The following is a 26,446-nucleotide window of genomic DNA, read 5'->3' on the forward strand; positions in this document are numbered from 1 at the left end:
CGTTAAGCCGTGCTTAAGACTGCCCTGCAACCACGCTGGATCGCCGGACTGATCCTTGCCCTGGTCATTTCCACCGTCTTTGTGCTCCTGAGTGAGTGGCAGTTTTCCTCCGCCGAGAATGAGGGTGCACCGCCGGCAGCGACCACGGAAGAGGTCCGCCCGCTCACGGAGGTCTACACACCCGGGGTGCCGCTGTACGCCACTCAGGCCGACCAAATGGTCAGCTTTACCGGTTCCTTCGAGCCCGGGGATCAGGTTCTGATCCCGAACCGTCTCCAGGACGGTGAGGAGGGCTACTGGGTGGTTACGGCCTTCGCCGTCGACGGCGCACCCGGGGATGAAGCGATACCCGTGGTCCGCGGGTGGACCCGCGACCCGTCGAACGCAGGAACGGCGCCGGAAGGCGACGTCGAAATCACCGGCCGGCTCCTGCCTTCCGAGGCGCCGGTTGCCGGTGCGCAGCCCGAGGGGACGGTGGCTGCTCTCTCCAGTGCCGAACTTGCCAACATCTGGGATGTGCCCCTCTACTCCGCCTTCGTCACGGCACATGAGACGGTCCCGGCGGACCAGCAGAGCACGGCCAGTGAACTTGAGCGCGTGATTACGGGGCCGCAGCCGCAGGAAAAAACCATCAACTGGCTCAACATCTTCTACGCGGTGGAGTGGTTCGTTTTCGCCGGATTCGCAGTGTTCCTCTGGTGGCGCCTGCTTGCTGATTCGTATCAGCGAAGCCTCGAAGAAGATGACGACTATGACGACGAGTACGACGACGGCCCCGGCGGGGAACCGCACGGACCAACTACCAGTGAGGTAAAGAAGTGAGCGATCCCGCAGTCACCAAGAAGCCGCGGCCCCGGAAAAAGAAGCGCCGGTTCGGCGGAACCCACGCGCAGATCCGTTCCGCGCTGGCCTTCTACAAGGTCTCCTCCTGGGTAACCGGCATCTTCCTGCTGCTGCTCGTGGCCGAAATGGTCATGAAATACATGCTGGACATTCCGCCGGTGATGCTCGGCGGGCTGAACCTCTACACCGCGGTCCTGATTGCCCACGGCTGGCTGTACGTGGTGTATCTGTTCGCAGACTTCAGGATCTGGCAGATGATGCGCTGGCCTTTCACAAAATTCATTGTGATTGCCCTTGGCGGCGTTGTGCCGTTCCTCTCCTTCATCGTGGAGAGCAGGACCCACAAGCAGGTGCTTGCGGAGCTCGCAGCGCATCCTGAAGCGGCAAAGCGCTACTAGGCAAGGGAGGCACCGGCTGCGCACAGTCCAGCCGGTGCCGTCTGCGATGTGCGGTGGCGGCACTGAGGCGACTATCCTTGAAACCGTGACTAATCCCGCAACTGCTCCCATAGAAGAGCGCCCCGTCCTGGTTGTGGACTACGGTGCCCAGTACGCCCAGCTGATTGCCCGGCGCGTGCGCGAAGCCGATGTCTACTCCGAGGTCGTGCCGCACACCTACAGCACCGAAGCGCTGCTGGCCAAGAACCCGGCAGCCATCATTCTCTCCGGCGGACCCTCCAGCGTGTACGCCGAAGGCGCACCGCGGGTTGATCCCGCACTCTTCGAAGCCGGCGTACCGGTTCTGGGGATTTGCTATGGCTTCCAGGCCATGGCCGCCGCCATGGGCGGCAAGGTCGCCGAGACCGGTATGCGCGAATACGGTTCCACGGACGCCAAGACCATCAACGGTGCCCGGTCCATCCTTGAAGGCACCCCGGAGCACCAGAACACCTGGATGAGCCACGGTGACAGCGTCCAGGAAGCCCCGGAGGGCTTCGACGTGCTGGCGAGCACCGCCGGAGCACCGGTTGCTGCTTTCGCCAACGAGGAGAAGCGGCTCTACGGCGTGCAGTGGCACCCCGAGGTCAAGCACTCCGCCCACGGCCAGCAGGTCCTGGAAAACTTCCTTTTCAAGGGTGCCCGGCTGGACCGCAGCTGGACCACCGGCAACATTGTCGAAGAGCAGGTCGAACGGATCCGCGAACAGATCGGCTCCTCGCGGGTTATCTGCGGCCTCTCCGGAGGCGTCGACTCCGCTGTGGCAGCAGCACTGGTTCAGCGCGCCGTGGGCGATCAGCTGACCTGTGTGTTCGTGGACCACGGGCTGCTCCGCGAGGGCGAAGCCGAACAGGTGGAACGGGACTTCGTCGCGGCCACCGGCGTCAACCTCTACGTCGCCAATGAGCAGGAGCGTTTCCTGAACGCCCTGGCCGGTGTCACCGACCCCGAAACCAAGCGCAAGATCATCGGCCGCGAGTTCATCCGTGCCTTCGAAGAAGCCGAGCGCGCCATCATGGCCGAGGCCAAGGCCGCCGGCGAACCGATCCGCTTCCTGGTCCAGGGCACCCTGTACCCCGACGTAGTCGAATCCGGCGGCGGCGAAGGCGCGGCGAACATCAAGAGCCACCACAACGTGGGCGGACTGCCGGAAGACATGCAGTTTGAGCTGGTCGAGCCGCTGCGCCTGCTGTTCAAGGATGAGGTCCGTGCCGTGGGCCGCGAACTCGGCCTGCCGGCCGAAATCGTTGGCCGCCAGCCGTTCCCCGGCCCCGGTCTGGGCATCCGCATCATCGGCGAGGTCAACCAGGAACGCCTGGATCTGCTGCGCCGTGCAGACGCCATCGCCCGCGCCGAGCTCACCGCAGCCGGCCTGGACGACGAGGTCTGGCAGATGCCGGTAGTGCTGCTGGCTGATGTCCGCAGCGTGGGTGTGCAGGGCGACGGCCGTACCTACGGCCACCCCATCGTCCTGCGCCCGGTGTCCAGTGAAGACGCGATGACGGCGGACTGGTCGCGGCTGCCGTACGACCTGCTGGCCCGGATTTCGAACCGGATTACCAACGAAGTCGACGGCGTTAACCGAGTGGTGCTCGACGTGACGAGCAAGCCGCCGGGAACCATCGAGTGGGAGTAGCATCATAAACGCGGGGGACGGCTGAACAAGCCGTCCCCCGCGTTGCTATCCGGAGCTATCGCCGTCAGAGGAGATAGCTTGGAAGGTATGCCAGTTTGGTCGAGAACGTCGCGCGGAAGTGCAGGAAAGAGGGCACCAGTGTCTGAGCCGAATCCCGGGGAAAAGGCCTCGGACTTCCTGCTGCCGTGGCTGGCGGGGCTTGGCCAGCATGCGGGGTCGGACACGCTGCTGCACTACACCGTCTCGGCGGAGAACAGCATTGACCTGACCCACGCGCATCCGTCCGGCCTGGCGCAGCTCCTCGCGGGGCGGCGTACCCGGCTGTCCACGCTGCTGCGCGACGCCGACCACTACCGGACCGCACTGCGGGCCGCACGGGCGCTCCGGGCAAAAATCTATGAACTGGGATCCGACCGCGGTCTCGACGTCGGATACCTCGCGGCGGGCACGGCCTCCTGGCGGTACGCCTCCGACGACGCCGTGCGGCCGGAATCCCTGACGGCACCGGTGCTGCTGACACCTGTTTCTCTCACCGTGCATCCGTCGCAGGATGATTACGAGCTTCAGCTCACCGGCAAAGCCGAACTGAACCCCGCCCTGGTCCGGCATCTGCAGGCCCAGCAGGGACTGGACGTTGATGCCGAAGCACTCGCCCGGCTGGCCTACGGCACCGCCCGGTTTGATCCGCACCCGGTCCTGGACCGTCTGCGGGCCTTGACCGAGGGAGTGCGCGGTATGAACATCGAGCACCGGATCCTGGTCTCGACCTTCGCAGACCTGCCGGACCTTGCCGAGGATACGGCGCTGGACCCCAGCCACCCGGTCCTCCGTGCGCTGATGGAGTCCGCGGTCAACGGCCGCGACCAGGCTTCCGAACCCGGCGATCCCGGGCTTCCTCCCCTCGACGAACGGTCACCGGCGGACGAGTTCCTGGTGCTCGACGCCGACCGCGAGCAGCAGGACGTGCTGGATTTGATTGGCGCGGGCGAATCCCTGGTGGTTTCTGCTCCTCCCGGCACCGGGCAGACGCAGACCGTTCTCAACGCGGCAACAGCGCTGGTGAACGCCGGAAAATCCGTGCTGGTGGTTGCCGAACGCCGCAGCACGCTGAACGAATTCGTCTCCGGGCTCGATGCCCTGAACCTGGGCTCTTTGGTGCTGCAGGCCAACACCGGCCTGAACGAGGAGCAGCTGCGGGACCGGCTGGTCAGGGCAATCGTCCGTAACGAAAAAGCCGTGGAACCCAATCTGGGCAACCTGCACAAGGTGCTGGCAGAAAGCAGGCACCAGCTGCGGGACCATGTGAAGTCCCTGCACAACGTGCGCCAGCGCTGGGGATGCTCGCCTTACCAGGCGATGCAGTCACTGGCCGAACTCACCTCCATGAACCCCGCGCCGGCCACCACTGTGCGGCTCAAGCGCAGCGTGCTGGACAGCATCACCGACCGCACTGAGCTGACCGGGCGCCTGCGCCGCGCCGCGGAACTGGGCAGTTTTTCCCGCGCCGCTGTGTCGAGCCCGTGGTTCGGCGCCAAACTGCTCAACCGCAAGGAAACCGAAGCGGCGCACAAACTCTCCGCGGAACTGGCCGAGGCACTGCCGAAGCTGCGCGAGCGGGTGCAGGAGGTCGCTGAGCATTCCCAGATCAGCCTGGGGGAGACCTTCGCCCAGTGGGGAGAGCAGCTGGAGCTGCTCGTGGCCGTGCGTGAGAGCCTGGACAAGTTCACCCCGGACATTTTCGACCGGCCGGTGACCGACCTGATTTCTGCCACGGCGACTTCCTCCTGGCGCCGGGAGCACGGTGTGGACATGAGTTCCATGACCCGCTCACGGCTGCGCCGGGTCGCCAAGGAATACATCCGTCCCGGGGTCCACATTTCGGATTTGCACACCTCCCTGGTCCAGGTCCAGCAGCAGCGGGTGACCTGGTCCCGGTACGCAACCACGCAGCGCCATCCCTCCGTGCCGACCGGACTCGCGGACCTGAACCGCACCTACCTGGCCGTGAAGGAGCAGCTGGAAACCCTGAGCGGCATCCTGGTCCGGAATCCGGATCAGCCGGACCTTGCCGGGCAGTCGCTGGACGAGCTCGAGAAACGGCTGCACGCCCTGGCCGGGGACAAGGAAACCCTGGAAACGCTGCCGGAGCGGACGCTGCTGGTGGACGAGATGCGCGGGCAGGGCCTCGGCGAGCTGCTGGAGGACCTCGAAGCCCGCGAAGTCACGCCGCGGCAGGTGGGCTACGAGCTGGAACTTGCCTGGTGGCAGTCTGCGCTGGAAGCCATGATCAGCGGGGACGACTACCTCGCCATGTCAGACGGAGACAGCCTGCGGAGGCTGGAAGCCGAATACCGGCTGGCCGACAACGCGCACATTGCCTCCGGTTCCTCGCGGCTGCGCTGGGCTCTGGCGAAGCGCTGGCGCGAAGGAATCACGTCCAAGGCGCACGCAGCAGAACGGCTCAAGGAAACCATCAAATCCGGTCCGCTGAGTGTTGAATCGCTCAGCACCCAGTCTGAAGACCTCGTCTCCTCCCTCCTTCCCATCTGGGCTGCCAGCCCGCTGCTGCTGCCCATGCTGCTGCCCGGCACCCGGCACTTTGACGCGCTCATCATCCTGGACGCCGAATCGGTCAGCCTGCAGGCCGCCGTGCCCGCCATCGCACGTGCCAGCCAGGTCATCGCGTTTGGCGACGACTGCCTGGGCGGTCCGCGCCCCTTCACCATCGATGTGAAGGCACAGCCGGCCGCAGAGGACCTGACCAGCGTTTTCGACGCCCTCAAGCGGATCCTGCCCTGCCGCTCCCTGTCCACGGTTTACCGCGGGACAGACAAGCAGCTGCTCAAGCAGCTCAGCGATGAGTTCTACGACGGACGCCTGGCGTGGATCCCCCGCGGGGATGAAGTAGCCACCGGCGAACGTCCGCTGACGGTGGAATACCTGGCAGACGGCACCGGCATGCCCAGCGCCGATCATGATGGCGTTGAAAGCGTGGCAGCCGAGGTCAACCGCGTGGTTGACCTGGTGTTCGAGCACATCCGGCGCCGGCCCAGCCAGTCCCTGGCCGTGATTACCGCCAGTTCCAGGCATGCAGTCCGCGTCGCCGAGGCGATCCGCGTCCAGATGGCAAACTTCCCCTGGGCCGCTGACTTCTTTGCCCCCGGGGTTGAATCCTTCCGCGTGGTGCCTGCAGACCGGGCAACCGGACTGGTCCGGGACGCGGTGATCTTCTCCCTTGGGTACGGCCGGACCCCGCACGGCCGCGCACTCCACAGCTTTGGGCTGCTCTCCGAACCGGAAGGCCGCGGCTGGTTCGTGAACGCGATGACACGTGCCCGGCAGCGGCTGCACGTCCTCACCTGTTTCCAGCCCGCGGATCTGGACGAATCACGCCTGGGCCACGGAGCCCTGGACTTCTACCGGCTGCTGGTGCGGGAACTCTCCGGGCAGCCTGCTGCTGTTGTGGAGGCTCCCGGTGCCGGCGGGTCGATCATGTCCGATGACCCCCTGGTGGCGGACCTTGTGGGCCGGCTGCGGTCACGCGGAGCGCAGGTCTGGGATCACTACGACGGCGTGATCGACATCGTGGCGACCGTGCAGCGCCAGGGCGGATCGGATCCAGCGGTGCCCATGGCCATTGAATCCGACGGCACGGCCCGGTACCGGAGCATGAGTGTCCGGGAACGCAGCCGGCTTCGTCCGCAGCTCCTGGAACGCCTGGGCTGGCGGTATATGCCGTTGTGGACCATCGAGGTCTTCACCGACCCGTCCGCATGTGCTGACCTGGTGGGCCGGTACCTGGGCCTACGGGCGCCGGAAGCCGGACAGGAACCCATCCGTACCGCCAGCTTCACCGAAACCCGGAACATAGTCACTCCGCACGGGAGCACCCGCATCCGCCAGCGTTCCGCTTCAGAAGCGAATCCTGCCGGGGAATCCGCTCCCGCTGCAGAGTCCAACCCGGCCATCAGCGCCGCCGCGAAAGCGGCCGCTGCCGTGGCCGGTGGAAGCGACAGAGGCAATGACGCAGGAAACAAACCAGCCAACTAATCCGATGGGAGTGTCCGCCGGCGGCTCTGCCCGGCCGGTGGACGCTGTGGACTCTGACCAGCGCATGGACTCTGACCAGCGCATGGATTCCGACCAGCCCGTGCGCTCTGACAGGCCGGGGGATCGTGACAAGTCTGTGGATTGCGGCAAGCCTGTGGATTGCGGCAAGCCGGTGGACACCGGTCCTCCAGCCGCAGGCAGGCGGCGGTCCCGCCGCAGCACCGCGGCGCCGGCGACGCTGCGGCGTGCTGCGGAATTGATCCAGTCCGCGCCGTCCGTTCCCCGGAGTGCCGGCACGCCCCCGGCCGGACCGGGCACCAGCTCAGCGCAGCCGGGTGGCCGGCCGGGCAGCCAGCCGCAGCCACCATCCGCTGGCAACAGCCCGGACTCCGCGGACCGGGCAGAGCACCTCCCCAAGGCCGGTCAGCGGCCGGGCCCCGCCGATCTTCCACGGCTGGCCGGTGAAGACGATCCCCGCGCCTGGGGCGACCGGCCGGACGACAGCGCTGAGTGGCTCCGCGAACAGCGGCCCCCGCACTGGGGCTGAAGCTCTGCTGCCCCGGGAAGCGCCAGGGGACTCACCGCGGGGCTAACCGCCGCTGATCACCAGATACAGGTTTCCACGCTCGGAGGCGCCGGCCAGCGCGGCGGCCTCCTGCCCGCGCGCAGCAACAACGACCAGCCGAGCGTCAGTCTCCGCGGGCCCTGGCCAGGTTCCTCCGCTCTCCTCGGCCGGGCCGGCAATCCACAGCACCGGAACACCGGCGGCCAGCCGCGAGGCCTCCGCAGATCCATTGAAACCGGGTTCCGGTGCGAGCATCACATCAACGAGGACACCGGGTGAGAGCAGCCCGGCCGCGGCTGGATCCGCGGTCCGCAGCGGCACGGCGGAGGTGCCGGACGGGGCACCGGTGAGCAGCCCGGGTCCCACCAGGAAGGAATCGGTCAGGACGCTCCCAGCCCGCAGCGGAACAGCCAGCCGCTGGCCGGCCAAGGCCCCCGGGTCGCCGAACGACCCGGCCGAATCAGCGGCAGCCGGAAACGCCGTTAACCGCAGGTCACCGGATGTCAGGACGTGCCCCGCCGGCAGATCGGCGCCGGCGGTCACGAGGTGTGCCGTCCGGACATCAGGTGGAAGATAGGCCTGCACGGCGGTACCGCAGGCCAGTGACACGAGGATGCCTGCCAGGAGTCTCCGCCGCCGTACGGTGAACCTCCGCAACCGGTCCCGCAGCGCCGCCTTTTCCGCCTGTTCCCGGCCAGGCTGCCGGAAGGCCGTCCCCGGTCTGCCGTACGGCGGCCTGGGTGAACCGCGTTGGGGCGGGGAAGTGCGTTTGCCGGGAGCAGAGCTGCGCCGGGCACGGCGGGAGGGCGAGAGGCCGAACATGCTGCCATGCTAGGGACCAGCCGGCTTCCGGCTCCGGAGGGCGGACGGAGCCGGGGATAACAAACGGCGCCCGTGGACCTGTGGAGGACCAGCGGACGCCGTCGTGTGTTTAGGTGGTTTGGACTCCCGTGGCGTCAGCCTGCGGAGGCGGTGGCGGAAGACGCCGCAGCCGCAGGGGCAGGGGCAGGCGAAGACTTCTCTGACGCTGCTGCCTTGGCCGGGCTTTCCTTTGCGGGTGCGGCGGCGACGGTGGAAGCAGCATCCCTGGAATCGGTGCGGTAGAAGCCGGATCCCTTGAAGACCACGCCCACGCTGTTGAACTTCTTGCGCAGATTCCCGCCACATTCCGGGCAGACGGTCAGGCTGTCATCGGTGAAGGACTGCTGGATATCGAACGCGTGGCCGCAATCCTTGCAGGCATAGGCATACGTGGGCACTCTTACTCCTCCTGAAGACCGAAAAATAAGGCCGCAGCCGTGCTTACCGCGCCGGCACGCCCCGGTGGGGGATGCGTGCGGGCATCAAGTTGGCACTCTGGGACCTTGAGTGCTAAGTATACACCCCGGAAGTTGGCACCGGCCGGAAGCCGGAAGGTGTCAGGACCCCGTCCACGGGAGCGTCAAACGCCTCGGCGGGGAGCTCCCCGGCGGGCAGAAGCTCATGGTCGTACACGATGGCGATGGTGCGCCCCGTCCCGCCCGCGGCCCTGTACCGGGCCAGGAAACGGTCATAGTAGCCGCCGCCCTTACCCATCCGGGTTCCGGCCGCATCTGCAGCCAGGGCAGGGACAAAGAGCAGTTCAAGTCCTTGGACGGCGTCCAATCCCAGGCTGGGCCCGACCGGCTCAGGGATGCCGGGGAACAGTCCGGCAGCCAGCTCTATGTCCGGGCTCCAGTGCCGCCAGGAGAGCTGCCGGTCCGGTTCACACACCGGTACCACCACGGTGTGCCCGGCAGTGTCCAGGTCCTCAAGCAGCCTGGAGGTGTCGGGTTCACCAGTCATGGAGAGGTAGCAGGCCACCAACGAGTGTGCCGGAAGATCCCGGAGGAGGGGAGCGGCGGCGGAAGCGAGTGCTTCGGCCGTGGCGGCGGCACTGCCCAGCGCACGCCGCTGCCGGCGGAAGCGGGAGCGGATGGGGTCTTTATGCTCAGCTGACATGCACCTATTGTGCCCACAGCGGTGCGGCATTTGGCGTGCTGCCTCTTCCCATAGGTATTCTTACCGTCATGACCTCACGACCGAAGATTACCAAAGCCGTTATTCCTGCCGCCGGTTTGGGCACCCGCTTCCTTCCCGCCACCAAGGCCATGCCGAAGGAAATGCTCCCCGTCGTCGACAAGCCGGCCATCCAGTACGTCGTCGAAGAGGCCGTGAATGCCGGGATGCCGGACATCCTGATGGTCACCGGGCGTAACAAGCGCTCCCTTGAAGACCACTTCGACCGTGTCCCCTTCATTGAGGCGACACTGAAGGAAAAGGGCGACGAAAAGAAACTCGCCCTCGTGCGGGAATCGTCCGAGCTGGGCGAAATCCACTACCTCCGCCAGGGCGATCCCAAGGGACTGGGCCACGCGGTCCTGCGCGCCAAGCTGCATATCGGTGACGATCCGTTTGCTGTGCTCCTGGGTGACGATCTCATTGACGCCCGCGATCCGCTGCTGGAAACCATGGTGGAGGTACAGGCCAAGACCGGTGGTTCGGTTATCGCCCTGATCGAGGTGGAGCCCGATCAGATCAGCTCCTACGGCTGCGCCGATATCTCGGTGATCGAAGGCGAGGACTTCGTCCGCGTCAACAAGCTGGTGGAGAAGCCCGACGCCGATGAAGCGCCTTCCAACCTCGCCGTCATCGGACGCTACGTGCTGCACCCGGCCGTCTTTGATGTTCTGGAACAAACCGGGCCTGGCCGCGGCGGGGAAATCCAGCTGACTGATGCCCTGCAGACCCTCGCATCCGCCGAGGGCGAGGGGTCAGGCGTTTACGGCGTCGTCTTCCGCGGCCGCCGTTACGACACCGGTGACAAGCTCAGCTACCTGAAGGCCGTAGTAACCCTGGCCTCCGAACGTGATGACCTCGGCCCGGACCTGCGTACCTGGCTGAAGGAATTTACCGGAACCATCGAAAGCTAGCCTCGTGCTGGGGTCGGCAATCTGGCCGGTGACGCTCGAATGCGGCGACCTCATCCTGCGGCCCATCCGCTACCGTGACCGCCGGGAGTGGAGTGAGGTCCGCTCCCGGAACACTCGGTGGATCGGTCCCTGGGAGGCCACCAATCCGCTGCCCGGGACGGACCTCCCCACCTACGCGGGCATGGTCCGCAGCCTTAACCAGCAAGCGCGACAGGACACTGCGCTCCCGTTCGTCATCACGGAGCGGCTGGGCGGCGCCGGCCGGGTGCCTGCCATAGTTGGGCAGCTGACCGTCTCCACGATTGTGTGGGGATCGGCGCGGATGGCGACCCTCGGCTACTGGGTGGATGAATCCCGCGCCGGCCGTGGAATCGCTCCAACGGCCGTGGCTATGGCAACAGACCACTGTTTCCGGGTGCTGGGCCTGCACCGGATGGAAATCAACATCCGGCCGGAGAACCAGCCCAGTCTGCGCGTGGTGCGGAAACTGGGCTTCCGGGAAGAGGGTCTGCGCCGCCGCTACCTGCACATTGCAGGAGACTGGGCGGATCACCTTAGCTTTGCGCTCACCGCGGAGGAAGTGCCGGAGGGGCTGCTGGCCCGGTGGCTTTCCACGCGCTGACCATGGCTTTTACCCCCGCAGCTGAGAATTCAGTGGAAGTCCGCCGACACACCGCAGGGAATGCGGAGGAGTGAGTTTTTTATCTCATACGGTCGTAGCTGTGGACATCCCTCTTAACAGCTCCCTGGTCCTGGCCGCAGCCGTCGGGCTCTGGTTGCTGTGGGTTGTTCCGCAGTACCTGCACGGAAGGCAGGAACCTGCAGCGTCCGTGCCGGGACGAACAGGATCCGCCGCCAGTGCAGCCAGCAGTGCCGCCAACGAACCAGACCCAAGTTCTCAGGGGAACATCATGTACAACACCAGCACCGGCGTGCAGCCGCCGCATGGGCCGGGGCGCCCCCAGCAGGGGGCAGACCGTGGTTCTGGTGATACTGCCCGGCCTGCCGCTGCAGCCGCAGCGCCATTTCGGGTCCGGTACGACCGCCTGGTACTAGCCGGCCTCGGACTGGTTTTCCTGGCCGGGGTGCTGACAGGAGGCATAGCAGCGCTCCTGGGACTGGTGTCCGGCTGGCTGCCGGCAGCAGCCGCCGCCGGGACGCTGGCCGTTTTCGCCGGGCTGCGCAATCTTGCCGTCCGCGACCGCCGGGCACGCCGCGCACGTTACGCAGCAGCGATGGCCCAGCGGGCGGCGGAACCCGCTGCTGCTACCCCGTCCCGGCACAACCCGAAAGCGGACATCGTCTTTGATGCCTCCAGCTCCGCAGCTTCGGCCAAGGGAACACCTGCGCCCGCGCCGTCCGTTCAGCCTGCCGCGCCGGCCCCCAAGCCGCTGCCGCGCCTGAGCGCGGGAGAGCTTCGCGCTGCTGCCCTGGCAGAGGCCGCCAAGAGCGCCGAGGCATCCTCCTGGGAACCCGTGGACGTACCGAAGCCGACCTACGTGGACGCTCCGATGGCACCGCGCCCGGCACCTAAGCCGCTGGCCGTCCCGGCTTCCCCCAAGCCGGTCCTGAAAACGCCTATCCGCCCCGTCGCAGCCCCCGCTGCCGGCAGCACCCCCATCGATCCCCGCCCTGCCACGGGTATCTTGAACCTGGACGACGTCCTGCAGCGGCGCCGGGCCTAACCACCCAAGATGGCGCCGGATCCGCGGCGCGTACGCGGCGTGAACACGCGTCCGGGGACTTCCCGCTCTCCTGCAGCCGCTGCTCTGGCTTCCGCTACAGAGCAGCGTGCCCTGCTGGAGGGGACAAGGATGGCTGCCCCGCTGGCTCAGCTCCTGACGCCCCGGCACCTTCTTCTGGATTCGTGGACCCACGAACGGACCTTTCACCGGCCCGGAGCCGGGATCAGTTGCCTGTACCGGGTGCGGGCGCTGGACCGCCAGGCACACATCGTGACGCTCTACGCAGGTGCCACCAGCACTGCAGTGAAACAGAGTGCCCCGGACACCGTGCAGACCACCCTGGCCGGAATCCGGTTAAGTCTGTGGCTGCATCCCCGTGATCCGCTGCTTCCCTCCCTGCCCTGGGCGCTCTCACCCGTCGACGTTGCCCGGGACGTCTTTGGAGAGCCCGACGCCGGTGACCGGACAGTTCTCAGCCTCTCCGCCTACCGTCCGCTGCGCCGGGCCGTGGTGCGCGCGGTATCCGCAGAGCGCACCGCCTACCTCAAAATCCTGCTTCCGGGACAATCCGGGGCCCTGCGCCACCGGCACGGGCTGCTCGCCGGGACGGCAGTTCCGGCCGCCACGGTGACCGGGCCCGATCCTTCGGCCGGTCCCCGGGCGGAGGGCGCCGTCGTGCTCTCCGCGCTTACCGGTGAGCCGCTGCTGCACGGGCTGCGCTCCGGGACACACGGGCTGGTTCCCCAGGACCTGACCACACTGCTGGACCAGCTTCCGGACGGCGCCCTGGCGCTGGACCGGCGTCCAGCGTGGTCAGAGCGGTCCCGCGCGTACGGTACGGCGGCTGCGGCCATCCTGCCCCAGGAAACCGCCAGGATCTCAGCTGCCGCCCGGACCATCGAAACACTGGTCCGCGGCCTGGACCCCGGACCTGTGGTGCCGGTGCACGGCGACTTCTATGAAGGAAACCTCCTGACCGGTGGCGGACGTATCACCGGGCTGCTGGATGTTGACGGTCTGGGCCCGGGCCACCGGGTGGATGACCTGGCCTGCTTCCTGGGGCACTTGGCCGTCCTGACGGAACTCGCACCGGAGTCCGCGCTGCCCGGCGAACTGCGGGTGTTCCATAACGCGTTTGAAGAGTTCGCTCTGGCATCCGGCAGCTCGCCGGCCGCCCTGAACGCGCGGGCGGCCGGGGTTGCCCTGAGCCTGGTGCCGGGAGCCAGAGCGGGACGGTACAGCCGCTCCGAGAATGCCCTGACCCGCCTGCGTGCCGCGGAAAGCCTGCTGGCGCGTGCGGTGGCCAGTAACGGCGGAAAGCGGCTGTAGGTATGACCGGCCAACGCCTGGCTTCCGTCCGAATCAGCCCTCAACCGCCCCTGATCCGCAGATCCGGGACGGAAATGGCCTCCCGCTCTCCGGTCCCGCCCGCAAGGCTGCGTAGGCTGAAGGAATGCAATTGAGCTCCCACCCCGGTCTCCGGGCTGACCAAACCGCAGTCGGGCTGGATATCGGCGGAACAAAAACACACGGCATCCGGCTTCAGGGCAACGACGTCGTAGCGGAGGCCGTGAGCGGCAGCGCCAACGTACAGAACGTTTCCCGCGAGCAGGCCCGGCAGAACCTGGCGGAGATTTTCGCCGCGCTGGGGACCGGGCAGGTAACCCGGGTGGTCGCGGGTTCCGGGGGAGTGGACACGCAGGAAGATGCCGCAGCGCTGCGGTCCCTGATCCAGGAACACGTGCCGGACGCCGAGGTGAGCGTAGTGCACGACACTCGGCTGATCCTGGCGGCCGGGGAGACGCCGGCGGGTATCGGACTCATCGCGGGCACCGGATCCGTGGCCTGGGGGATGGACGGCTCCGGGACGCAGGCGCGGTCCGGCGGCTGGGGCTACCTGCTCGGGGACGAAGGCAGCGCCTACTGGATTGGCCGCGAAGCGGTCCGGCATACCCTGCGCCTGCACGATCTGGGGCAGGAACCCGACCGGCTGGCCGCGGAGCTGCTGCTGGCCGTCGGTGTGCCGTCCCCGGAGATGCTCATTGCCCGGTTCCACGCTGAGGCCGGGCGCCGCTACTGGGCGTCGATGGCCCGCGTTGTCTTCGAAGCAGCGGAGGAAGGCCACGGCCCGAGCAGAAGCATCGTTGCCACGGCCGCGCGGGATCTCGCCGGGTTGGTGGCAGACGTTGCCGCCCAGCTGGATATCCGGGGCCCGGTGGTGATCGGCGGCGGAATCGGAGTCCACCAGCCACTGCTGCAGGACCTGCTGCAGGCCGGCCTGTCCGCCCGGGGGCTCGCGGATATCCGCTTCCTTTCCCAGGACCCGGTGTTCGGTGTCCGCTACCTGCTCGGCGCGGGTGCAGCATGAGCGGGACGAAGCAGCCGTTTGATGTCCGCGTCGGCGCGTACGCCGTCGTCATCCAGGACGGACACATTCTGCTGGCCCACTGGCACCAGCACGGGAACTCTGCGTGGACCCTGCCCGGCGGAGGACTCGAATTCGGGGAAGACGCACCCACCGCGGCCGTGCGGGAGGTCCTGGAGGAAACCGGCTACACCGTGGAACTGGACGGACTGCTGGGTGTGGACAGCCATTTCATCCCGCCGGCGAAACGGATGCACGGCGAGGGCCGGATGCTTCATGCCCTCCGCGTCATCTACCGGGCCAGCATCACCGGTGGCGAGCTGGCGAGCGAGGCGGCCGGCAGCACGGACGAGGCCGCCTGGTTCCCGCTGGCTGAGGTGCCCGGGCTGGAACGGGTGGGGCTGGTGGATGCCGCTCTTGAGCTGCTGCGCAGCGCTCCCGAGGACAGCACGGCGCCGCTTCGCCCGTGGCGTAACCCCCGCTAACGCTGGACTCAGAGGCGCGGGAACACATAGCGTAATTTCACGGCTTGTCAGCATACTGCCGATTCCCCGCCGTATGTGCACCAGTCGAAACCAACCACGGAGGCTGTTATGTCCCTTCCGGATGCCCCCACGCCCCAGCAGGGTGCCGTGGAACCCATGATCAGGTTCCGCGGCGTCACCAAGTCCTATCCGGGCTCGGACTCGCCCGCCGTGGATAACCTCTCCCTCGACATCGCCAAAGGCGCCATCACCGTCTTCGTTGGCCCCTCCGGCTGCGGGAAAACCACCTCGCTGCGCATGATCAACCGCATGGTGGAACCGACGTCGGGAACCATCGAGGTAGGCGGCCGCGACGCGTCCACGATCCCCTCCTCGGACCTGCGCCGGTCCATGGGGTACGTGATGCAGTCCTCCGGACTGCTCCCGCACCGGACTGTCCTGGATAACATCGCGACGGTTCCCCGGCTGAACGGGGTTCCCAAACGCAAAGCCCGGGCCCGCGCGGCGGAACTGCTCGACGTCGTTGGCCTGGCCCCGGAGCTGGGAAACCGGTATCCCGGCCAGCTCTCCGGCGGCCAGCAGCAGCGCGTCGGTGTGGCCCGGGCGCTGGCAGCCGATCCGCCGGTGCTGCTGATGGACGAACCGTTCAGCGCCGTGGACCCCGTGGTCCGGGCGGAGCTGCAGCAGGAACTGCTGCGCCTGCAGCGCGACCTCGCCAAAACCATCGTGTTTGTCACCCACGACATCGATGAAGCCACCATCCTGGGCGACAAGGTCGCCGTCTTCGCCGTCGGTGGGCGGCTGGCGCAGTACGACTCGCCGGAAGGGATCCTCCGGGCACCCGTCGACGACTTCGTTGCCGGATTCGTTGGTAAGGACCGCGGCTTCCGCCACCTTGGCTTCCAGCCCGGGGACACCGTTGCCGTGCATCCGGTGCAGACACTGGACCCGGCCCAGCTCGCGGACCCCGCCGTTCCGGTCCGCGGGGGATGGGCGCTGGCGGTCGACGACGGCGGACGGCCGCTGGGCTGGGTGCCCGCCTCCGGGCGCGCCTCGGTGACGTCCCCGGATGACGTGGTTCCGGGGGGATCCCTGCACCGGCACGGCGAGAGCCTGCGCAGCGCGCTGGATGCCGCGCTGTCCTCGCCCTCGGGGATGGGCGTGGTTGTGGATCCCGAAGGCCGGGTGGAGGGGATTGTTCAGGCCGGCGAAATCCTCGAACTCATCGAAAAGGCCCGCCTGCGCCGCGGCATGGCGCTGCACGGCTCGGCGGTGTGAGCATGGACTGGTTCCTGCAGAACACTGAAATGATCGGGCGCCTGACCGCGCTGCACCTGTTCCAGGCTGTGATTCCCCTTGTCCTGGGCGTGCTCATCGCCATCCCCCTGGCCCAGGCCGCGCGGCTGCACCGCGGGCTCGGAGGATTCATCCTGGGCACTTCCGCGATCCTCTACACCATTCCGTCCCTGGCTCTGTTCGTTCTGCTGCCGGTCATTCTGGGCACCAAAGTCCTGGACATCACCAACGTGATCGTGGCCCTGACCATATATGCCGTGGCCCTGCTGGTCCGGTCCACCGTGGATGCGCTGAACTCGGTGGATGATGATGTCCGCCAGGCAGCGGCCGCGATGGGCTACCGGCCGCTGCGCCGCTTCCTCGCCGTGGACCTTCCGCTGTCCCTGCCGGTGCTGTTCGCCGGACTGCGGGTGATTTCGGTGTCCAACATGTCCCTGGTGAGCGTGGGTGCCCTGCTGGGTATCGACAGCCTGGGCCGGCTGTTTATGGACGGGTTGTACCGGAACTTCCCAACCGAGATCGTCATCGGAATTGTGCTTATCCTGCTGCTTGCCCTGGTGCTGGACCTGGTGCTGGTCCTGTGCCAGCGGCTGCTTACTCCGTGGACCCGCGCCGCCAAGCGGACGGGCCCGCCGCTGCCGCTGTCCACCCTGGAAGCCAGGACGGCTGGTGCGTAATGGACTACACAAGCGATAACGTCCTGGTCCAAATGTTCGAATGGCTCACCTATCCCGCCAACTGGGAAGGGCCGCGGGGGATTCCCGTGCGCATCGTGGAGCACCTGGGCTACACGGCGCTCGCCGTGGGAATCGCGGCCCTGATCGCTGTTCCGCTGGGCCTGTACATCGGGCACACCGGGCGGGGACGGGTCGTCGTGGTCTCCGGCACCGGCATCCTGCGGGCCCTGCCCACCCTGGGCCTGGTGTTCCTCTTTGTCCTGCTGGCCGGAATCGGGCTGATGCCGCCTATCTGGGCCCTGGTGCTGCTGGCCATGCCGCCGCTGCTCGCCGGCGTCTACGCCGGGATCTCCTCCGTGGACCGCACCATCGTGGACGCGGCACGGGCCATGGGAATGAACGAGTTCCAGATCCTTTTCCGGGTCGAGCTGCCCAATGGCCTGAAGGTGGCCTTTGGCGGTTTCCGGGCAGCTGTGCTGCAGGTCCTGGCGACCGTCTCCGTCGTCGCGTTCATTTCCCTCGGGGGGCTCGGCGTGTACCTGATCGAAGGAACCCAGCTGCGCGACAACGGGCGTCTTTTCGGCGGAGCGCTGCTGATTGCACTGCTGGCGCTCGCCGTTGATTTGGTGCTGGCGGCCGTCCAGCGCCTTGTACTATCGCCGGGACTGCGGAACAGCAGTGCCCGGAAACCGGCCGCACCAAGCCACCGGCAGGCCCAGCCCGCCGTCCGCCAAGAAGGAGCAACATCATGAGCATACGTACCCGACCGCGCACCAAAGCCGTCCTGACGGGGGCTGCGGGCCTGGCTGCCGCACTGGTGCTGGCATCCTGCGGAGCGAACTCGGACCCGCAGGGCGAGGAAACCAGCACCTCACCAGCGGCGTCGGGGGAGACCTCCACCTTGGTGGTCGGCTCCGCTGACTTCCCCGAATCCCAGATCATCGCGGAAATCTACGCCGGTGCCCTGAACGCCAAGGGCATCGAAGCCAGCACCAAGCCGGGCATCGGTTCCCGCGAGATCTACTACCAGGCCCTGGAGGACGGCTCGGTCCAGATCATCCCGGACTACAGCGGCAACCTTCTGCTCTTCGCTGACACCGAAGCCACCGCCCAGTCGGCGCAGGAGATCATGGATGCCCTGCCGGCGGCCCTGAAGGAGGAGTCCCCGGACGCCAACATCGCCGTCCTGGAACCGGCCTCGGCCGAAAGCAAGGACGCTCTGGTGGTCACTCAGGCCACCGCGGAGAAGTTCGACCTGACCTCGCTGGAGGACCTGGCCAAGGTCTGCGGGGAAATCACCATCGGTGCACCCACCACCTTCCAGGAACGCGCCTACGGGCTGCCGGGCCTGGCGGAGAAGTACGGTTGCGAGCCGGGCGGTTTTGAAGCGATCAACGACGGCGGCGGGGAAGCCACGCTGCAGGCGCTGCTGACGGACAAGGTGCAGGCCGCGGATATCTACACCACCACGCCGTCCATCGAGGAAAACAGCCTGGTGGTCCTGGAGGACCCGAAGAACAACTTCATTGCCCAGCAGGTGCTGCCGCTGGTGAACCTTGACGCCGTGAACCAGGAAGCGCAGGACGTCCTGAACAGCGTGTCAGCGGTCCTGACCACGGATGACCTGATTGCCCTGAACCAGGCTGTCTCCGGTGACCAGAAGCAGGACCCGAAGGCTGCAGCCGAAGCCTGGCTGAAGGAAAAGGGCCTGGCCTAGCCGTAGCATCCGGACGGGCTGAGCCGGAAGAACTGAAAAGCAGCGGCACGTGTTTGAGCAGTCAAACAGGTGCCGCTGCTTTTGATTTTGATGACACGTTGGTGACGCCGCGGACGGGGTGCCGTTTCCCGTATGGCATTCTGAGTGGATGGCAGAATTCACCCAGTCGCACAAGCTCCACAACGTCCTTTACGACATCCGTGGGCCGCTGCTTGAACACGCGCAGCGAATGGAAGCCGCCGGTCAGCGGATCCTGAAGCTGAACATCGGCAACCCCGCGCCGTTTGGCTTCGAGGCGCCGGAGGCCATCCTGGTGGACATGATCCGCCATCTGCCAACCGCCCAGGGGTACAGCGATTCACGCGGCATCTTCTCGGCCCGCACCGCCGTCGTGCAGTACTACCAAAGCCGCGGAATCCAGAACATCGACGTGGACGACGTGTACCTGGGCAACGGGGTCAGCGAACTGATCACCCTCTCCCTCCAGGCCCTGCTGAACAACGGGGACGAAATCCTGGTTCCCACTCCGGACTACCCGCTGTGGACCGCATCCGTGTCACTGGCGGGCGGCACCGCCGTGCACTACCTCTGCGACGAGGAAAACCACTGGTGGCCCGATGTGGAGGACATGGAAGCCCGGATTACCAGCCGGACCAAGGGCATTGTGCTGATCAACCCGAACAACCCCACCGGCGCCGTGTACCCGGAGTACATCCTGCGCCAGATCGTGGACCTTGCGCGGAAGCACGGACTCATCATCTTTGCCGACGAGATCTACGAGAAGATCCTGTACGACGGCGCGGTGCACATCAACGCTGCCGCAATCACCGGCGAGGACGTACTCTGCCTGACATTCAGCGGCCTGTCCAAGGCATACCGCATTGCCGGGTTCCGCAGCGGCTGGATGACCATCTCCGGCCCCAAGCGGGACGCCGCGGACTACATCGAGGGCATCAACCTGCTGGCCAATATGCGCCTGTGCGCCAACGTTCCGGCGCAGCACGCCATCCAGACCGCGCTGGGCGGCTACCAGAGCATCAACGACCTGATCCTGCCCGGCGGCCGGCTCAAGGCCCAGCGGGACCTGGCCCACAAAATGCTCAACGACATCCCCGGAGTGAGCTGCGAAAACGCCGAAGGCGCGCTGTACCTCTTCCCCAAGCTGGACCCCGAGGCCTACCCGATCGAATCGGATGAGATGTTCGCCCTGGACCTGCTCAAGCAGCAGAAGATCCTGATTTCGCACGGAACGGCGTTCAACTGGATCCGGCCGGACCATTTCCGGATGGTGACGCTGCCGGCGCTGGAGGACATTGAGGACGCCGTGTCCAGGCTGGCCGAGTTCCTCAGCACCTACAAGCCGTAGCTTTACCCAGCCGCGCTTAGTCCGGCGAGTCGCTGCGGGCTGCCCGTGCCGCTTCCAGGCGCGCGCGGGCGCCCTCAAGCCAGGACTCGCACCGGGTGGCCAGCGCTTCGCCGCGCTCCCAGAGGGCGAGGGATTCCTCAAGGCTGGCACCGCCGGCCTCCAGCCGGGTGACGACTGACACCAGTTCGTCGCGGGCCTGTTCGTAGGTCATGGCTTCGACGTCTGCCGGCAGCGCTGCTGCTTCGTTCATGCTGTTCTCCTAATTGCCTGGATGCTGGGTGGGGAAGTGGAACATTCAGTCCTGGGGCCGCGGATCCGTTGCCGTGGCCCCCAGCTCGCCCGCTGCCACGCGGATGCGCAGCGGGGTACCGGGGTTCACTGCGGCGGCTTCGCGGACCACGGAACCGTCGCCAAGCTGTACGACGGCGTAGCCGCGGTCCAGCGTTTTCTGCGGTGAGAGGGCCAGGACCTGCGCCCGCAGGTAGGCAATCCGGTCGGCGTCGCGCCGTACCTCGGCACGCATCGCGGAGAACGCCCTGTCCCGCAGCCGGCTGATGTCATCGGCGCGCGTGGCGAGCATGGTTTCGGGTGCGGAGAGCACCGGGCGGCTGCGGATATGCCGCAGCCGCTCGGACTCGCGTCCCAGCGTCAGCTCCATGATGCGGCGCAGCTGCGAGCGGGCCGCGGAAATACGCGCCAGTTCCTCGCCGATGTCGGGCACAATCCGCTTGGCCGCATCGGTGGGGGTCGAGGCCCGCAGATCAGCGACCTCGTCAAGCAGGGGCCGGTCAGCTTCGTGGCCGATGGCACTGACCACCGGCGTTTGGGCGGCTGCCACGGCCCGGATGAGGTCCTCATTGCTGAAGGGCAGCAGATCCTCCAGGGATCCGCCGCCGCGTGCGATGACAATGACGTCGACTTCGGGCATGGCGTCCAGCGCCGCCAGGGCCCGGGTCACTTCGGCGACGGCGTTGACGCCCTGTACGGCGACTTCCCGCACTTCGAACTCCACCGCCGGCCAGCGCAGGGCGGCGTTGCGCATAACGTCCTTCATGGCATCGGAGTTGCGCCCGGTAATCAGGCCGATTCGGCCCGGCAGCAGGGGCAGCCGGCGCTTGCGGGCTGTGCTGAACAGGCCTTCGGCAGTCAGTGCCTGGCGGAGCCGTTCGATCCGGGCCAGCAGGTCGCCCAGGCCCACGGGACGAATATCGCGGGTCTGCATGGACAGACGGCCGGTCTTCATCCAGAAGTCCGGTTTGATGTGCGCCACTACGCGCGCTCCGCGTTCCAGCGGCAGTTCCAGCCGGTTCATCACCGTTCCCCATACCGTCAGGGACAGCGAAATCTCAGCATCGACGTCGCGGAGCGTAATGTACGACGCGTTGGCGCGGCGGTTCAGCTCGATGATCTGCCCCTCGACCCACGCGGCGGGAGCCCGGTCAATGTAGGCCTTGAGGTTTTTCGAAAGCAGCGCCAGCGGCCAGGGGTTTTCCGGTGACGTCAGGGCTGCTGTGGGGGCCAGCGCGGTCCCGGCGTCTGCCTCATCAGGGCCCTGCGGTCCTGTGTCATCCTGCATTCGAGCTCCTGGGGTTGTTCTGCTGGCCGGTGCCCGGGGAGGTACTGGTCCACGGTTAATGTCTATCAGGTACTGAGGACACGGCGGGCAGGAGCCCCCGGATGGTGGATGAAGCGCCGGCGTTTGGCAGAATTCCAGCAGGGCCGCGGACCGGGGTCCCAAGTACAACGAGTGGAGACAGATGCGAAGCTTTGGTTCAGCGATCCTGGTGCTGGCCGCCGTGCTCCTGGCCTGGACGGCAGCCTGCGGCGCCTGGGTGGCGCAGAATGTGGTGTCCCCGGCAGGGTTTGCCAGCCTCGCCCAGCCGCTGGGGGAGAACCAGGCATTCCAGGCGGAGCTCTCCACTGCCATCGCGCAGCAGGCGGCCGCCTCAGCGGCTGACGGCCTGCCGGAGGGCATCACCGAATTCATCGAGCCGGTTGTGCAGAACATCGTGGCAGGAATCCAGCAGGATCCCGGATATCCAGAGGCCTGGACAGCAACCCTCGAGCAGTCTCACGCGGCGACGTTCGAGTCCGGCAGCCCGACCTTGGATATCGGCCCGCTGCTGAACCTCGTCCTGGCAGGGGTTGCCGGGGAAATCGGAACAGACGTGCCGGACAGTGCACCCCGGCCGATTGCCCTCTCCAACACAGACGTCAGCGGCGGGCTGGAGCGGCTGACCGGGTTTGCGGACGGCTGGCCCATGTTCGCCGCAGCCGCAGTGCTGGCCTTGCTGCTGGGGCTGCTCCTGGCCCGCCGCCGCTCGACCACGCTGGCACTCGCCGGTGCCGGTGCCCTCGCCGCCGGAGTCATCCTGTGGCTGCTCGCCGGTGCTGCCCCTGCGGTGACGGACAGGTACTCACCGTCCAACCCGGTCGCATCCACCTTCCTCAGCGGCCTGGCACCCGAAGTAAGCGCCGCGTTCCAGGGCTGGCTCATCCCGCTCCTGCTGGGGGCAGCATTCATCCTGGTGCTGGGACTGGTTCTCCGGCTTGCCGCCGGAGCCCGCCGCCGGGTGCGCTGACAGCGGACGGCCGCTGCCCCGGCGCAGGTCCGGCAGCGGCACCGGCTAGCATGGTGGTATGACCAGCACAGCCGTTTCCGTGCCGATGCCCACCGTGCCCCGCCGCCGCCGCAGCCCCGAAGAGATTGCCGCAGCTGCGCCCGTTGCCGGTCCCCGCCGGGTTCTCCTAGCCGCCCCCCGGGGCTATTGCGCCGGCGTCGACCGCGCGGTCATCGCCGTGGAAAAAGCGCTGGAAGCCTACGGGCCGCCCATCTACGTCCGCAAACAGATCGTCCACAACCTGCACGTGGTCCACACGCTGGAGGAAAAGGGCGCCATCTTCGTCGACGAAACCGACGAGGTTCCGGAAGGCGCCCGGCTGATCTTCTCCGCCCATGGTGTCTCTCCCGCCGTCGTGCAGTCCGCGAAGGACCGCAACCTGCAGACCATCGATGCCACCTGCCCGCTGGTGACCAAGGTGCATAAGGAAGCGGTGCGCTTTGCCCGGGACGACTTTGACATCCTCCTGATCGGCCACGAAGGCCACGAGGAAGTGGAAGGCACTTACGGCGAGGCTCCCGAGCACACGCAGATTGTGAACGGTCCCGAAGACGTGGACAAGGTGGTGGTCCGGGATCCCAACAAGGTCATCTGGCTGTCCCAGACCACGCTGAGCGTGGACGAAGCCATGCATACGGTGAACCTGCTGCGTCAGCGGTTCCCCACCCTGCAGGACCCGCCCAGCGACGACATCTGCTACGCCACCTCCAACCGGCAGGCTGCGATCAAGAAGATCGCCCCCGATGCGGATTTGGTGATTGTGGTGGGCTCGGCAAACTCCTCCAACTCGGTACGCCTGGTGGAAGTTGCGCTGGAATACGGGGCCAAGGCTTCCTACCGCGTGGACTTCGCCAATGAGATCGACGAGAGCTGGTTTGAGGGCGTTGCCACCGTGGGGGTGACCTCCGGCGCTTCCGTTCCGGAAAACCTGGTCCAGGACGTCCTGAACCTGCTGGCGGACTACGGTTACGGCGACGTCGAAGAGGTCGTCACGGCGCAGGAGGACATCATCTTCTCCCTGCCGAAGGAAATCCGGGCCACGCTCAAGGCCATGGGGGATACCTCACGCGGTCTGGGCGGACGCCGCTCCGGCTCTTAACGGCTGCCGGGCCCGCGCCCGGACGGGGATCGCCGTCCGGGGCCCGGTCCGTCGCAAGGTCCGTCGCAGGGTCCGGTTCGGCACCCGGGAGCTGCCCCGGTATCATTGGCTAACGTGGCTCTTACTATTGGCATCGTCGGCCTGCCCAACGTCGGCAAATCAACCCTGTTCAATGCGCTGACCCGCAATAACGTGCTGGCAGCGAACTATCCGTTTGCGACGATCGAGCCGAATGTCGGCGTCGTCTCCCTGCCGGATCCGCGTCTGGCGAAGCTGGCCGAGATCTTCGGTTCGGCCCGCATCCTGCCCGCAACCGTGTCCTTCGTGGACATCGCCGGCATTGTGAAGGGTGCATCCGAAGGCGAAGGCCTGGGCAACCAGTTCCTCGCGAACATCCGCGAAGCCGAAGCCATTGCCCAGGTTATCCGCGTCTTCGATGATCCCGACGTTGTGCACGTGGACGGCAAGGTCGATCCGAGCTCCGACATGGAGACCATCAACACTGAACTGATCCTCGCGGATCTCCAGACCCTGGAGAAGGCCATTCCGCGGGTGGAGAAGGAAGTGAAGATCAAGAAGCGCGACGCCGCGCAGTTGGCTGCCATGCAGGCCGCCCAGGCTGTGCTGGAACGCGGGGACACCATTTTCGCCTCCGTGGAGAGCGACAAGCTGGACATGGAGCACCTGCGCGAGCTGAGCCTGCTCACCGCCAAGCCGTTCATTTATGTCTTCAACGTCGACGACGCCGTCCTCGGCAACCCGGAGCGCCAGGAGGAGCTGCGCGCACTCGTGGCCCCTGCCGACGCCATCTTCCTTGACGCCAAGCTCGAAGCCGACCTGGTGGAGCTGGACGAAGAGGAAGCCCGCGAGATGCTGGAGATGAGCGGCCAGGAGGAATCCGGTCTGGATAAGCTGGCCCGTGTCGGCTTCCACACCCTCGGACTGCAGACCTACCTGACCGCCGGTCCCAAGGAGACCCGCGCCTGGACCATCCACCGCGGCGATACCGCTCCCCAGGCTGCCGGCGTCATCCATACCGACTTCCAGCGCGGCTTCATCAAGGCCGAAGTTGTCTCCTTCGACGACCTGGTCGAAGCCGGTTCCATGGCTGAGGCCAAGGCCCACGGCAAGGTCCGGATTGAAGGCAAGGACTACGTGATGGCCGACGGCGACGTGGTGGAGTTCCGCTTTAACGTCTAGGTCCCTCGCCTGAATTAGTAGAAATGCCGCCCTCACCGGAAACGTTGAGGGCGGCATTTCTTATGACCGGGGTCGATAGCTTTACAAATGATCTGTCCCAACGAGGTGGGAGCCGAAGCGGCTCTATGCGGCTATCCACGAAGTGCGCCGGGTGGGGAGCATACTGACGTTCGTCCGGGCTCATTCGGCGTCTCTAACGACCGGGATCTCCCGCTGTGCTTTGGTCGCTAGTTCACTATTAGAGGACTTCTTTCACATCTGCGTCATCACGAGCAACGATGGGGATAGAAAATCGCATTGATGCAGAGGTCCGTTTTCAGACATACTAATCCACAGGGCACACCGTATATCGGGTGGGCGGGGGACTAACAGTTTGAAGGAGCTAATCCAATGATAGGAGCTGAATCGCTGCCTGCTTTATATGCCCACATGATTGAGTGCGGGATTATCGATCTGGATCCGTGGGCGGTATTACGGGGAGAGATGCAGCTGCGGCGGGCTCAACATATTGAGCAGGTATTCCCGGGGTGGGGGGTCATTCCCTTTGCCCGTCGGACTGATAACGACGACGTGGCGTGCTGGACCGGCAGCAAGGTTGTAGTGATCGATTACTGGGATCTTATTTGGGATGAGAACGGCCCCCGACGTTTGGTGGCACGTGAGTATAGCTCGATGGAGGAATGGTTCCTTGCTGCCGCCCGGGACTTCATCGAATTTGACTGGAGTTGACCCTGGCCAAGAAAGGGCCAGACAAGGGTGGATCGCCTTTGGATCCGGAACGCAGGGTCCCGATGACAGTTAGCAGCACCGTGCAGAACACTGAAAGGCAGCACACGAATGAGCAGTACTCCTAGCCGGCCGGAAATCAGTAGGGTGTTGTCCCATGCGCTTCGTCATGCCCCCGATGATTATGGGCTGGTGCTGGATCAGGAGGGATGGGCTCAGGTGGATGAGGTGATTACTGCCTTGCACCGGTTGGGCCCGAAGTGGGAAGTCGTTGATGAAGTGAGGCTTCACGAGGTGCTGGAGGCTGCTGGGAAGAAGCGCCATCAGATAAGCAACGGCATGATCCGGGCGGTGCATGGCCATTCCGTGCCGGTCCGGCCGGCGGAGGAACCTGTTGAGCCGCCCTCGGTGCTTTTCCACGGGACCGCGCGGGATATTGTCCCGGTCATTCGGACTGCCGGGATTCTTCCCATGGGGCGCCGGTATGTCCACTTGGCGGAGACCGTGGAGCAGGCGAGGGAAGTTGGACACCGTAAGGACAATTCTCCTGCGATTCTTGCGATTGATACCGGTATGGCGGTGTCACAAGGTGTTTCCTTCTATCGGTCGGAGTCCGGAGTTTGGCTGTCCGGTCCCGTTCCTGCGGGGGCGGTTGAGGTCCTGGATACAACCGGCTGACGACTCCCGGAGACGTTGATGCATCGGGCGGTGACCACTTGCAGCGCCA

Annotated in this window: 26 protein-coding genes; 20 read left to right on the top strand and 6 right to left on the bottom strand. The window is 66.3% G+C overall.

Features of this window, described 5'->3' with window-relative positions; all coding sequences use genetic code 11:
• Positions 1-9: 9 nt before the first annotated feature.
• The 4 genes from H9639_RS08000 to H9639_RS08015 all read left to right on the top strand — a co-directional run bounded on the left by H9639_RS08000 (position 10) and on the right by H9639_RS08015 (position 6,966).
• Positions 10-822 (top strand): SURF1 family protein, encoded by an 813-nt coding sequence (locus H9639_RS08000; protein WP_191807565.1) that lies wholly within the window; start codon positions 10-12, stop codon positions 820-822.
• On the top strand, positions 819-1,241 hold the full coding sequence (locus H9639_RS08005) for a DUF3817 domain-containing protein (RefSeq protein ID WP_191807566.1): 423 nt from the start codon (positions 819-821) through the stop codon (positions 1,239-1,241). Before H9639_RS08000 ends, H9639_RS08005 begins: the two co-directional genes overlap by 4 nt.
• Positions 1,242-1,326: 85 nt before the next feature.
• Complete coding sequence (guaA, locus tag H9639_RS08010; RefSeq protein ID WP_318242027.1) at positions 1,327-2,916, top strand: glutamine-hydrolyzing GMP synthase; 1,590 nt, start codon at positions 1,327-1,329, stop codon at positions 2,914-2,916.
• Positions 2,917-3,003: 87 nt separating this feature from the next.
• Positions 3,004-6,966 (top strand): DUF4011 domain-containing protein, encoded by a 3,963-nt coding sequence (locus H9639_RS08015; protein ID WP_225219358.1) that lies wholly within the window; start codon positions 3,004-3,006, stop codon positions 6,964-6,966.
• 322 nt (positions 6,967-7,288) lie between these two features.
• On the opposite strand, the gene H9639_RS08020 is transcribed toward H9639_RS08015, so the two are convergent.
• The 4 genes from H9639_RS08020 to H9639_RS08035 all read right to left on the bottom strand — a co-directional run bounded on the left by H9639_RS08020 (position 7,289) and on the right by H9639_RS08035 (position 9,511).
• Entirely contained in the window at positions 7,289-7,504 is a 216-nt protein-coding gene (locus H9639_RS08020; RefSeq protein ID WP_191807568.1) for a hypothetical protein, read from the bottom strand.
• 51 nt (positions 7,505-7,555) lie between these two features.
• Entirely contained in the window at positions 7,556-8,140 is a 585-nt protein-coding gene (cpaB, locus tag H9639_RS08025) for a Flp pilus assembly protein CpaB (RefSeq protein ID WP_191807569.1), read from the bottom strand.
• Positions 8,141-8,487: 347 nt separating this feature from the next.
• Positions 8,488-8,790, bottom strand: coding sequence for an FmdB family zinc ribbon protein (locus tag H9639_RS08030; protein WP_191807570.1), 303 nt, complete (start codon positions 8,788-8,790; stop codon positions 8,488-8,490).
• 112 nt (positions 8,791-8,902) lie between these two features.
• The gene (locus tag H9639_RS08035) at positions 8,903-9,511 is read right to left on the bottom strand and encodes a 5-formyltetrahydrofolate cyclo-ligase (RefSeq protein WP_191807571.1); all 609 of its coding nucleotides are present in this window, start codon (positions 9,509-9,511) and stop codon (positions 8,903-8,905) included.
• Between the two features lie 68 nt (positions 9,512-9,579).
• On the opposite strand from H9639_RS08035, the gene galU reads away from it, so the two are divergent.
• The 11 genes from galU to H9639_RS08090 all read left to right on the top strand — a co-directional run bounded on the left by galU (position 9,580) and on the right by H9639_RS08090 (position 20,073).
• Positions 9,580-10,482 (top strand): UTP--glucose-1-phosphate uridylyltransferase GalU, encoded by a 903-nt coding sequence (galU, locus tag H9639_RS08040; RefSeq protein ID WP_191807572.1) that lies wholly within the window; start codon positions 9,580-9,582, stop codon positions 10,480-10,482.
• A gap of 4 nt (positions 10,483-10,486) precedes the next feature.
• Positions 10,487-11,104, top strand: a complete 618-nt coding sequence (locus tag H9639_RS08045) for a GNAT family N-acetyltransferase (protein ID WP_191807573.1) — start codon at positions 10,487-10,489, stop codon at positions 11,102-11,104.
• A 100-nt stretch (positions 11,105-11,204) separates the two neighbouring features.
• Positions 11,205-12,167 carry a hypothetical protein gene (locus H9639_RS08050; RefSeq protein WP_191807574.1) on the top strand — a complete coding sequence of 321 codons (963 nt, stop codon included), beginning with the start codon at positions 11,205-11,207 and terminating at the stop codon, positions 12,165-12,167.
• A gap of 129 nt (positions 12,168-12,296) precedes the next feature.
• A complete protein-coding gene (locus H9639_RS08055; protein WP_191807575.1) occupies positions 12,297-13,496 on the top strand; it encodes a phosphotransferase family protein in 1,200 nt (399 codons plus the stop codon).
• A 130-nt stretch (positions 13,497-13,626) separates the two neighbouring features.
• Entirely contained in the window at positions 13,627-14,535 is a 909-nt protein-coding gene (locus H9639_RS08060; RefSeq protein WP_225219359.1) for an N-acetylglucosamine kinase, read from the top strand.
• Positions 14,532-15,017 carry an NUDIX hydrolase gene (locus tag H9639_RS08065; RefSeq protein WP_191807577.1) on the top strand — a complete coding sequence of 162 codons (486 nt, stop codon included), beginning with the start codon at positions 14,532-14,534 and terminating at the stop codon, positions 15,015-15,017. Before H9639_RS08060 ends, H9639_RS08065 begins: the two co-directional genes overlap by 4 nt.
• Positions 15,018-15,173: 156 nt before the next feature.
• Positions 15,174-16,295 (top strand): ABC transporter ATP-binding protein, encoded by a 1,122-nt coding sequence (locus H9639_RS08070; RefSeq protein WP_191807827.1) that lies wholly within the window; start codon positions 15,174-15,176, stop codon positions 16,293-16,295.
• A gap of 2 nt (positions 16,296-16,297) precedes the next feature.
• Entirely contained in the window at positions 16,298-16,990 is a 693-nt protein-coding gene (locus tag H9639_RS08075) for an ABC transporter permease (protein WP_191807828.1), read from the top strand.
• The gene (locus tag H9639_RS08080; protein WP_191807578.1) at positions 16,990-17,742 is read left to right on the top strand and encodes an ABC transporter permease; all 753 of its coding nucleotides are present in this window, start codon (positions 16,990-16,992) and stop codon (positions 17,740-17,742) included. The genes H9639_RS08075 and H9639_RS08080 overlap by 1 nt, the downstream gene beginning before the upstream one ends.
• Positions 17,739-18,707, top strand: a complete 969-nt coding sequence (locus H9639_RS08085; protein WP_191807579.1) for an ABC transporter substrate-binding protein — start codon at positions 17,739-17,741, stop codon at positions 18,705-18,707. The genes H9639_RS08080 and H9639_RS08085 overlap by 4 nt, the downstream gene beginning before the upstream one ends.
• A gap of 148 nt (positions 18,708-18,855) precedes the next feature.
• Positions 18,856-20,073 carry a pyridoxal phosphate-dependent aminotransferase gene (locus H9639_RS08090; protein WP_191807580.1) on the top strand — a complete coding sequence of 406 codons (1,218 nt, stop codon included), beginning with the start codon at positions 18,856-18,858 and terminating at the stop codon, positions 20,071-20,073.
• 16 nt (positions 20,074-20,089) lie between these two features.
• Here H9639_RS08090 and H9639_RS08095 read toward each other — a convergent pair whose 3' ends face one another.
• A complete protein-coding gene (locus H9639_RS08095; protein ID WP_191807581.1) occupies positions 20,090-20,323 on the bottom strand; it encodes an exodeoxyribonuclease VII small subunit in 234 nt (77 codons plus the stop codon).
• A 45-nt stretch (positions 20,324-20,368) separates the two neighbouring features.
• Positions 20,369-21,649 (bottom strand): exodeoxyribonuclease VII large subunit, encoded by a 1,281-nt coding sequence (xseA, locus tag H9639_RS08100; protein WP_191807582.1) that lies wholly within the window; start codon positions 21,647-21,649, stop codon positions 20,369-20,371.
• A 181-nt stretch (positions 21,650-21,830) separates the two neighbouring features.
• Between xseA and H9639_RS08105 the strand changes: the two genes are divergently transcribed.
• From H9639_RS08105 to H9639_RS08125, 5 genes are all read left to right on the top strand, one after another.
• A complete protein-coding gene (locus H9639_RS08105) occupies positions 21,831-22,655 on the top strand; it encodes a hypothetical protein (RefSeq protein WP_191807583.1) in 825 nt (274 codons plus the stop codon).
• A 58-nt stretch (positions 22,656-22,713) separates the two neighbouring features.
• Positions 22,714-23,793, top strand: coding sequence for a 4-hydroxy-3-methylbut-2-enyl diphosphate reductase (locus H9639_RS08110; RefSeq protein WP_191807584.1), 1,080 nt, complete (start codon positions 22,714-22,716; stop codon positions 23,791-23,793).
• Between the two features lie 114 nt (positions 23,794-23,907).
• Complete coding sequence (gene ychF, locus H9639_RS08115) at positions 23,908-24,993, top strand: redox-regulated ATPase YchF (RefSeq protein ID WP_191807585.1); 1,086 nt, start codon at positions 23,908-23,910, stop codon at positions 24,991-24,993.
• 390 nt (positions 24,994-25,383) lie between these two features.
• Positions 25,384-25,722 carry a hypothetical protein gene (locus H9639_RS08120; protein WP_191807586.1) on the top strand — a complete coding sequence of 113 codons (339 nt, stop codon included), beginning with the start codon at positions 25,384-25,386 and terminating at the stop codon, positions 25,720-25,722.
• A 108-nt stretch (positions 25,723-25,830) separates the two neighbouring features.
• The gene (locus H9639_RS08125; RefSeq protein WP_191807587.1) at positions 25,831-26,397 is read left to right on the top strand and encodes an RNA 2'-phosphotransferase; all 567 of its coding nucleotides are present in this window, start codon (positions 25,831-25,833) and stop codon (positions 26,395-26,397) included.
• Positions 26,398-26,446 lie beyond the last annotated feature (49 nt).

The sequence above is a fragment of the Arthrobacter gallicola genome (assembly GCF_014836775.1).
GTDB lineage: Bacteria > Actinomycetota > Actinomycetes > Actinomycetales > Micrococcaceae > Arthrobacter_B > Arthrobacter_B gallicola.